The sequence below is a fragment of the Petrachloros mirabilis genome (assembly GCF_975968855.1).
In genome coordinates, this window is record NZ_CDLUDY010000079.1 from 1 (window position 1) to 8432 (window position 8432).

An 8432-nucleotide genomic window follows, 5' to 3' on the forward strand; every position below is an offset into this window, starting at 1 on the left:
ATGCGGTTCGTCAGCACGGCAATCTGAACTTCCGGAGAGCCGGAGTCCGTGTCATGCTGCCGGTACTGTTTGATCAACTCTGTTTTCGCTTCTTTCAATAACGCCATGGGACAATCTCCTCTTTCTGCTTTGTCTTCCTCTTAACTCACTCCTGACTCACCAGCATCTTCTCAATCGCCACTGCCTCGTGCGGTCCGGACGGACACCTTCCCACCGCCAGCAACCGGCCCTCGGTATCGTGAATGCGGACTGCCTTTCCTGACATTGATTCATGATGGCTCGGCAAATCCCAACGGATAATGCCCGATAGAGGCACCGGAGCCCCGTGGCGAACACGGCTCGCCGTCGTCGCATCGACGTGAATGGCCGGCAAGCCCTCAAGAACACGATCGAGACTCCACAGGTCTTCGCCCAGTCGACCAATCGCGAGACGGGTCACAACTTCTTCAACCGTCCGAGCTTGTTCGAGCATAAAAGGTCCAACTCGACGACGTTCCAAGGCAAGCAAATGTCCACCGACGCCCAGCGTCTCACCGATATCCGCACAGAGCGTCCGGATATACGTTCCCTTTGAACATACGACGCGGAACGTGACGTCCCGCCCTTCGAACTTGAGAATGTCCAGCTCTCGGACATGAACTGTCCTCGCCACCCGTTCCACTGTCTTCCCGGCACGAGCAGATTTGTACAGCGGCATACCAGCCACCTTCACGGCCGAATACATCGGAGGGACTTGCCGAATGGCGCCGCGAAACTGTGCCACCGCCTCATCGAGCATCGATCGAGTGAGATTATCCGTTGCCTGTCGAGTCAGCAGGGTTCCCGTAGCATCCTGAGTGTCGGTCGCCTCCCCGAGCCGAAGCACAGCTCGGTACTCCTTGTCCCATTCCATCAAATACTCTGCGATACGTGTTCCTTTTCCGATGAGAAGAGGCAGTATCCCCGTTGCGGCAGGATCCAATGTTCCTGCATGACCGACCTTCACACCCCCAAACAGACGACGGACTTTGGCCACCACGTCGTGCGAGGTCCATCCGGCCTCCTTCCGGACGACCAGGACGCCGTCGAGTACCCCGCAACCCGGAACAATTCCCATCATCACATCACCGATTTGTCCTGATTTTCCGTACCGCTTTCTTTTGCTGCCCTCTGCTCTGCTTCCGTTTCCTTGACATGGATCTCATCCAGTAACTGCAGGACACGATCGCCTCTGGGCCCGCTCACGTCCTTCAGGAACACGACCTCCGGCAAATAGCGAAGCGTCAACCGCCGTCCCAGTTCACTTCGCACAAATCCTCTGGCCCTAGCCAATCCTGCAAATACGTCTTTCGTCTCAGCATCGGTCCCCATGGCCGTGACGAAGACCCTGGCAATTCGTAAATCGTTCGTCAACTCAACATCGGTCACGGTCACTGAGCGGACCCGAGGGTCCTTGATCTTTCGCATGAGGATATCAGCCACCTCCATGCGAATTTGATCCGCTACACGATCGGCCCGGCTGTATCCCGTCTTGGCCACAATGACTCCCTTTGGCCGGCCAGTCGGGTATGCCCCTCATACTGCCGTTACAACAGTTCGACGCGGGATTGCACAATCTCGACGGCAGGATTCCCGCGGATTACATTGAGAGCCTGATCCAATACTTGATTCACGTGCCGCCCGTCGTTTGCTACACAGGCCAGAGCTAGCACCGTTTTTTGCCACAAATCATGCCCGTCCACCTCGGCAACCGACAAATTGAATTTCTGATGCAGCCGGTCCTTCATGCTTAAGAGGACCTGCCGCTTGTCCTTCAACGACAGGCTGTCTGGGATGAACAGCTCGATCGTACAGAGGCCGACGATGACACTCACAATCCGATCAGCTCAACGCTCATAATTTTGCGGCGATCTTGTCGACGGTAAACACTTCGATGACGTCGCCGACCTTCAGATCGTTGAAATTCTCAATGCCGATTCCGCATTCATAGCCCTGCTGCACCTCGCGGACATCATCTTTGAAGCGCCGAAGCGATCCCAATTTTCCCTGGTACACGACCACATTGTCGCGAATCACTCGAACACCGGCGCTGGAACGTGTGATTGTTCCGTCAACCACATAGGACCCGGCGATCGTCCCAGCCTTTGAGACCGTGAATACCTGCCGGACCTCTGCTCGGCCCAGCACCCGCTCCTTGAGGGTCGGCTCAAGCAACCCTTCCATCGCCGCTTTAATATCGTTCAGCGCGTCGTAAATGATCGTGTAGAGTCTGATGTCCACTCGTTCCCGCTCGGCCAAGGCGGAAGCCTTCGGTTCCGGCCTGATGTTGAACCCGATGATGATGGCGTTCGAGGCCGCAGCCAGCAGTACATCGGATTCAGTAATCCCGCCAACCCCGTTATGGATGACGCGAAGCTTGACGGAATCGGAGGGCAGCTTCTCGATCGCCGCAACCAACGCTTCAGAAGATCCCTGCACGTCGGCTTTGATGACGAGCGACAACTCTTTGACCGAACCTTCCTGAATCTTTGCAAAGAGATCGTCGAGGGACACCTTCCCCGCACCTGCGAGTTCTGCAGCGCGCTGTTTCCTGGCACGGTCTTCGGCGATCTCTCGCGCAACCCGTTCATCCTTAACCGCTTGAAACACATCGCCCGCTGAAGGCACACCGGGCAATCCAATCACTTCGACGGGAATTGACGGTCCCGCTTCCTGCACTTTGGCACCGGTATGGCTGATAAGCGCCCGAGCTTTTCCACTAAACGCGCCGACGACGAATACATCACCGACGTGGAGAGTCCCGCTCTGCACCAACACCGTTGCAACGGGACCCCGGCCCCGTTCGAGTTTTGCCTCGACCACCGTCCCCTTTGCCAGCTGATTCGGATCCGCCTTAAGTTCGAGAACCTCCGCTTGCAAAAGAATCATTTCGAGCAACTGATCAAGCCCGGTCTTCTGCTTCGCGGACACTTCAACCATGATGGTGTCGCCACCCCACGCTTCGGAGATTAAGCCGTGTTCCGACAAGGCATTTCGTACCCGATCCGGATTGGCATCGGGTTTGTCAATTTTATTAATGGCGACAATGAGCGGCACTCCGGCAGCCTTTGCATGGTGAATCGCTTCAATCGTTTGCGGCATCACGCCATCGTCCGCTGCAACGACCAGGATGACGATGTCCGTCACCTTCGCTCCTCGCGCCCGCATAGCTGTAAAGGCTTCGTGTCCCGGGGTATCGAGGAAGGTTACCTGCTTACCGCGAACGCTGACCGTATATGCGCCGATATGCTGGGTAATGCCACCAGCTTCTCCTTCCGCCACCTTGGTTTCACGGATCGCGTCGAGTAACGACGTCTTCCCATGATCGACATGGCCCATGATCGTGACAACGGGGGGACGGGGCTCAGGGTTGGCCTCACCTTCGGCCTGGACAATATCCTCCAACAACTCTTCCCCGGCCTTTTCAACAGCCACATCCAGTTTGATTCCCGCTTCCTCGGCGATCATTGACGCAGCATCGATGTGCATCGGCTGATTGAACGTCAACATCTGCCCCATGTCCATGAGTTTGCGCACGATATCGGCCGGACGTTGTCCGATGAGTTCGGCAAATTCCTTGACCGTCATACCCAGCGTGAGCTTGACGCTCTTCTTGCGCGGCTTCGTGATCTCAGCCGGAGTACTGTGATGCACGTGCTTAGATCGATCATCCCGGCGCTGAACGGGGATCGCACGAAGGTCCTGCCATCGTGCCGCATCTTCTCGGATGCGTATTTCATCGTCATCCCGGGAACGACCGGGCTTGCGAACTTTTTTCAGCTTATCTTTGAGGCTCTCCGCCTGGAGCTCTTCCATTGCCTTCTTTTTCCCGGAAGGCACTTCGACCGTCGGAGACGGAGCAGGTGTCACAGCTGACGGCTCACTTCTGGCTTCGACCGGCTGCGGTTGAACCCCAGCGGAGGGATGAGTTTCGGTGGGACCGGCTGCAGGACTCTCGCTCGCAGGATGTACCGGCTGGGCTATTGAAGGCGCCGTCGCTTCCATACCTTGAGTGACGGCTGGCTCTGCCCCCACCGGCGCCAGAGGTTCCTCCGGTGAAACCTCGTCGGTCCGTTTGCGCTTGATCAGGATTCTACGTTTATCGGGCTTGGGCTCATCGGTCGCCGAAGCCTTAACCGCGGCGGATTTTGCCCCTGCAGGATGGTGTGTGCTTGTCTCACCGGCAGCACTTTTCGAAACAGCCCTGACCGACGTCTTTTGCTTGGGGCCTAGCTTCTCGAGAGCCTTCTGCACCGCCGCTTCTTCCAACGTGCTGCTGTGAGATGCCACGACAATCCCCAACCGCTTTAACTCGGGAATCAAATCCCGATTTTCCATCCCAAGCTGCTTGGCTAATTCATAGACACGCATAGTACTTCAACACCTAATCAGATCACCCGTTACGCCTCAGCCTCTGCTTGCGCTCGTTCCTGCTGCCGAGCTTCTTCTTGCTGCCGCTGCGCCTCGGCTTCTTCGGCGAGTGCGGCCTTGATTTCCTTATCCCGTTCTGCCTTCTCTTTCTCATATTCCGTGGCACTGATGATATCAATCTTCCAACCGGTCAACCGGGCGGCCAGTCGAACGTTCTGTCCATTCTTCCCGATCGCCAAGGATAGTTGCGAGTCGGCAACGACGACCAGAGCAGATTTCTTCTCCTCATCGACACCAACTTTCTCAATCGTGGCCGGATTCAGCGCCTCTGCGATAAAGACACGGGGATCGGACGTCCAGGTGATGATGTCAATCTTTTCGCCACGAAGTTCGCGAACTACGGCTTGCACCCGGGAACCTTTGATGCCGACACAGGCCCCCACGGGATCGACGGCCTTCTCGCGAGATGTGACAGCGATCTTGGTGCGATCCCCAGGCTCACGCACCACGGCCTTGATCTCCACGATCTTTTCCATGACCTCTGGAACTTCCAACTCGAAGAGCTTGGCAACGAACTGCGGATGACTGCGCGTCAAAATCACCTGGACATCCTTGGGTGTTCGCCGCACTTCCAAGAGCATGGCCTTTACGCGGTCTCCACGCCGATAGGTCTCACGGGGAATCTGTTCCTGAATCGGCAGGATGGCTTCCGTTTTGCCCAAATCCACCAGGTAGTTGCGGCGCTCCATTCCCAGAATGACCCCGTTGACCAGATCACCCTGCCTTGTGGAATATTCTTTTTGGACCGCTTCCCACTCCGCTTCGCGTACCTTTTGGAAAATGACTTGTTTGGCGGTCTGTGCGGCAATGCGTCCCAGTTCATCCATTTCAATGAGCGATCCGATTTCGTCTCCAACCTCGGCTTCACTGTCGTAGGCCCGGGCTTCCTTCAAGGAGATCTCAGCCTTAGGGTTCGTCACCGAGTCGACAATGACTTTCTTTGAGACGACGGAGATTTCGCCGGTTTTCGGATCAATCTCGACTTGAATGTTTTCAGCCTGTCCAAATCGCTTTTTGGCTGCCGTTTGCAGAGCCGCTTCAATAGCGCCGATCACCTTACTTTTGTCGATACCCTTCTGGCGTCCAATCTCGTCGATTACCGCTATTAATTCTCGGTTCATGTTTCGCTCTCCACTTCGGCGCTGTCGATACTCACCACTTCACAACCAATCTCGCCTCGGCAATTCTTCCCATCTCGAGGGTTACCGGGCCTCCATTTGGAGGCTCTTTCACGGCCACCGTCACGGCATTGTCCACCACGTCGATCAATGTTCCCACTACACGCCACTGTCCGGCAAGAGGTTCTCTGAGCTTCAAGCTCACCACCTTGCCGATCGCACGACGATAATCCTGAATCCGTTTGAAGGGCCGATCCAGGCCCGGAGAAGACACTTCTAGCGTGTACGGATGAGGAAACGGATCCGCCACATCCAGAGCCGGCCCGAGGGCAACGTGGGCACGCTCGCAATCATCCAATGTGACGCCACCCGGTTTGTCGATGAACACCCGAACCACTGAACGAGGCCCTTGGCCCACACAAACGATCTCGACCAGTTCCAAGCCCAATGTCCAGAGGATAGGCGTGACAACTTCGCTGATGCGGTCGACGACCGGTCGGGATTCCTTCACCGGCATCCCTAGCCCCGTTTCTCTGAAGCTCTTATCATGAAATCAAACAAAAAAGTGGGCCTGAGCCCACTTTCCAGAATCAGGACCATAACATGTCACTTGCCCCATTGCAAGGGGCGGACTAGCTAATCCTATCAACGAACCTCTTTGAAAGCATCTGCGTCATCGCCCCCGGCTTCCCGCTCCCTATCGGCCTTCCATCGACGCGAACCACCCCAAGCACTTCGACTGTCGTGCCGGTCAAAAAGATTTCGTCTGCATGGTACAGTTCTTCGCTGGAGATATAACGCTCTTGGAGTTTTAGTCCCTCTTTGCGAGCAAGCTCGAGAACCACGCTTCTCGTGACTCCGGAAAGAATCCGTGGTCCTGCCGGCGCAGTTGTCACAACACCGTTCAGAACTGCCATGACATTGCTGACTGCCCCCTCAGTCACCTCTCCGTTCTTCACGAGAATGGCTTCGAAAACCTGTGATTTCCTAGCCTGTTGACGGGCCATGACATTGGCGAGCAGATTGAGGCTCTTGATATCGCAACGGCCCCACCGCAAATCCTCCATCGTTATAGCCTCCACACCGCTTGCCTGCACAGAGGGGCTCAAGGGTTGGAGTTCCCGCACCGTCATGACAACGGTAGGTGTGATATCAGGAGAACAGACATGGTCGCGAGGAGCCGCGCCTCTGGTAACCTGAATATACACCTTTGCATTCTGATAACCGGCCATCCTGATCCCTTCCAAGATGTGCTGGCTCCAAACTTCACGGGAATAGGGCTGTCTTAGATCAAGCGCACCAGCGCTTTGATCCAACCGGGCAAGGTGCGCGTCAAGTTCGAACAGTCGGCCGTTGTAGGTTCTGATGACCTCGTAGACGCCGTCACCGAACTGAAACCCACGATCTTCAACCGAGACGAGGGCATCGGCTAAGGGGCAAAACTTTCCATTGACATAGGCGAGGTCCGGCACCGTTACTCCGTTTCCGCCGATAGCTTGCTCGACACGTTGATTTGGAAGACACGCCGGTCCTCAGCGGTAAACTTCCATCCCATTCGCTTTTCAAACACAACCCGGAAGCTACCGGGTTTTATCGCCCTGAATTCGAAGGTACGACGTCCGTTGTCCACAGCATTGTTTCCCGCCACCCTTAAATAGTCATCAGCCATCAACGCCAACTCCGAACCGTCGAATGCAGGAACCCACTGCTCCCCCCTGGTGCGGTCTTCCCACAAATGAATATATATTGGCCGTTCAAGAACAGCTTCAATGACTTTGGCCATCCCGGACGGTTTTGCGCCTGCTTCTGATCCGCTCATCTCTGACACCTCGAATCGAATCTTGGCCTAAGTCTTTCTGAATCACATCTTCCGGCGCGGTCCGACGAGGATCTCTCCTCCTTCGACACGAACTTCATAACTCCCAACACAGTATCCTCCACCATCGGTCCCCTGGCCGTTCCTGATGTCGAACGCAAGGTCGTGCCAGGGACAGGAAACCACAAACCCCTTCACTCTTCCTTCATGCAGAGGCCCGCCTTCGTGAGGACAGAGATCGTGAACGGCAAAAAACTTCCCGTCCACATTGAATAGGGCAATCGCTCGATTGTTTACCTTCACGACTTTGGATTGGCCGGGAGGTACGTCCTCGACTCGAGCTACTGGTTGAAATCCTTCGATTGTCACACCCTTGTCCTTTCGTTTCTCCACCCTCGCAACATACGGCAGTCTCACGGTCACATACGAAGCGTATATTTCAACTCGTCCCCAACCGTAACGCCTTGCTCCTTGATGAACCCCGCGGCAGTCTGAATGGCATATCGGACTGAACTGGACTCGGAACGATATTCAGGGCAAGGGTCCTGTCCACAGGGCTGAACGTTCTCCATGACTTGGACCACGTGGTGGCTTTCATCGATCCAGATCACGTCGATGGGAAATTGATAGGCCTTCGTCCAGAAATGATTGGTTCCCGTCGCTTCGAAGATATAGATCATTCCTCCGCCGGGGGGCAATGCCTCCTGGAATGCCAATCCGAAAAGGAGCTTTTCGGGCGTATCCGCCACTTCTGCATCCAACTGCGTCCCGTTGGGAAACGTCACCACAATGACGCTCGATTCCTTCCTCTCAACCAGAAACATGGAAACACTCATCAAGAGGACGGCCAGCAGGATCATCATGATGATCCGTTTTTTCTTTTGCTCCCGGTCTGCTGACTGGATTTCGGCCATAACAATTTGCTTTCTAGATTACGAAGGGAGCCTGGGCCCAATGGCCCATCATTACAGGGGTTCTAGGCCTTCTGAGCAAACGCCGTTCTGTTGACTTGGAAAAGAGCGGCGGACTAGAATGACGACCACGTCGCG

The 8432-nt window shown here is 55.5% G+C and carries 10 protein-coding genes and 1 pseudogene; all 11 read right to left on the minus strand.

What is annotated here, in order from left to right:
• On the minus strand, positions 1 to 107 hold a 107-nt coding region (locus ACWVCN_RS03360; RefSeq protein WP_455244109.1), incomplete at its 3' end, for a 30S ribosomal protein S15.
• Positions 108 to 145: 38 nt separating this feature from the next.
• The gene (gene truB / locus ACWVCN_RS03365) at positions 146 to 1099 is read right to left on the minus strand and encodes a tRNA pseudouridine(55) synthase TruB (protein WP_455244101.1); all 954 of its coding nucleotides are present in this window, start codon (positions 1097 to 1099) and stop codon (positions 146 to 148) included.
• The gene (gene rbfA / locus ACWVCN_RS03370; RefSeq protein WP_455244102.1) at positions 1099 to 1518 is read right to left on the minus strand and encodes a 30S ribosome-binding factor RbfA; all 420 of its coding nucleotides are present in this window, start codon (positions 1516 to 1518) and stop codon (positions 1099 to 1101) included. Before rbfA ends, truB begins: the two co-directional genes overlap by 1 nt.
• A 47-nt stretch (positions 1519 to 1565) precedes the next feature.
• Complete coding sequence (locus ACWVCN_RS03375; RefSeq protein WP_455244103.1) at positions 1566 to 1853, minus strand: DUF503 domain-containing protein; 288 nt, start codon at positions 1851 to 1853, stop codon at positions 1566 to 1568.
• A gap of 19 nt (positions 1854 to 1872) precedes the next feature.
• Positions 1873 to 4383: pseudogene (gene infB, locus ACWVCN_RS03380) on the minus strand (translation initiation factor IF-2); the annotation flags it as partial.
• Between the two features lie 35 nt (positions 4384 to 4418).
• A complete protein-coding gene (gene nusA / locus ACWVCN_RS03385; protein ID WP_455242788.1) occupies positions 4419 to 5570 on the minus strand; it encodes a transcription termination factor NusA in 1152 nt (383 codons plus the stop codon).
• Between the two features lie 31 nt (positions 5571 to 5601).
• Complete coding sequence (locus tag ACWVCN_RS03390; RefSeq protein ID WP_455244104.1) at positions 5602 to 6078, minus strand: hypothetical protein; 477 nt, start codon at positions 6076 to 6078, stop codon at positions 5602 to 5604.
• Between the two features lie 121 nt (positions 6079 to 6199).
• Entirely contained in the window at positions 6200 to 7039 is an 840-nt protein-coding gene (gene dat, locus ACWVCN_RS03395) for a D-amino-acid transaminase (protein WP_455244105.1), read from the minus strand.
• 2 nt (positions 7040 to 7041) lie between these two features.
• Positions 7042 to 7386, minus strand: a complete 345-nt coding sequence (locus ACWVCN_RS03400; RefSeq protein ID WP_455244106.1) for a protease inhibitor I42 family protein — start codon at positions 7384 to 7386, stop codon at positions 7042 to 7044.
• 42 nt (positions 7387 to 7428) lie between these two features.
• Positions 7429 to 7752, minus strand: coding sequence for a Rieske (2Fe-2S) protein (locus tag ACWVCN_RS03405; RefSeq protein ID WP_455244107.1), 324 nt, complete (start codon positions 7750 to 7752; stop codon positions 7429 to 7431).
• A gap of 50 nt (positions 7753 to 7802) precedes the next feature.
• Positions 7803 to 8297 carry a DUF192 domain-containing protein gene (locus ACWVCN_RS03410; protein WP_455244108.1) on the minus strand — a complete coding sequence of 165 codons (495 nt, stop codon included), beginning with the start codon at positions 8295 to 8297 and terminating at the stop codon, positions 7803 to 7805.
• Between the last annotated feature and the right edge of the window lie 135 nt (positions 8298 to 8432).

Bases quoted from the DNA above. Each gene is read 5' to 3' on its own strand.
- nusA (WP_455242788.1), bottom strand. From the start codon at position 5,570: ATGAACCGAGAATTAATAGCGGTAATCGACGAGATTGGACGCCAGAAG.
- ACWVCN_RS03400 (WP_455244106.1), bottom strand. From the start codon at position 7,386: ATGAGCGGATCAGAAGCAGGCGCAAAACCGTCCGGGATGGCCAAAGTC.
- ACWVCN_RS03410 (WP_455244108.1), bottom strand. From the start codon at position 8,297: ATGGCCGAAATCCAGTCAGCAGACCGGGAGCAAAAGAAAAAACGGATC.
- truB (WP_455244101.1), bottom strand. From the start codon at position 1,099: ATGATGGGAATTGTTCCGGGTTGCGGGGTACTCGACGGCGTCCTGGTC.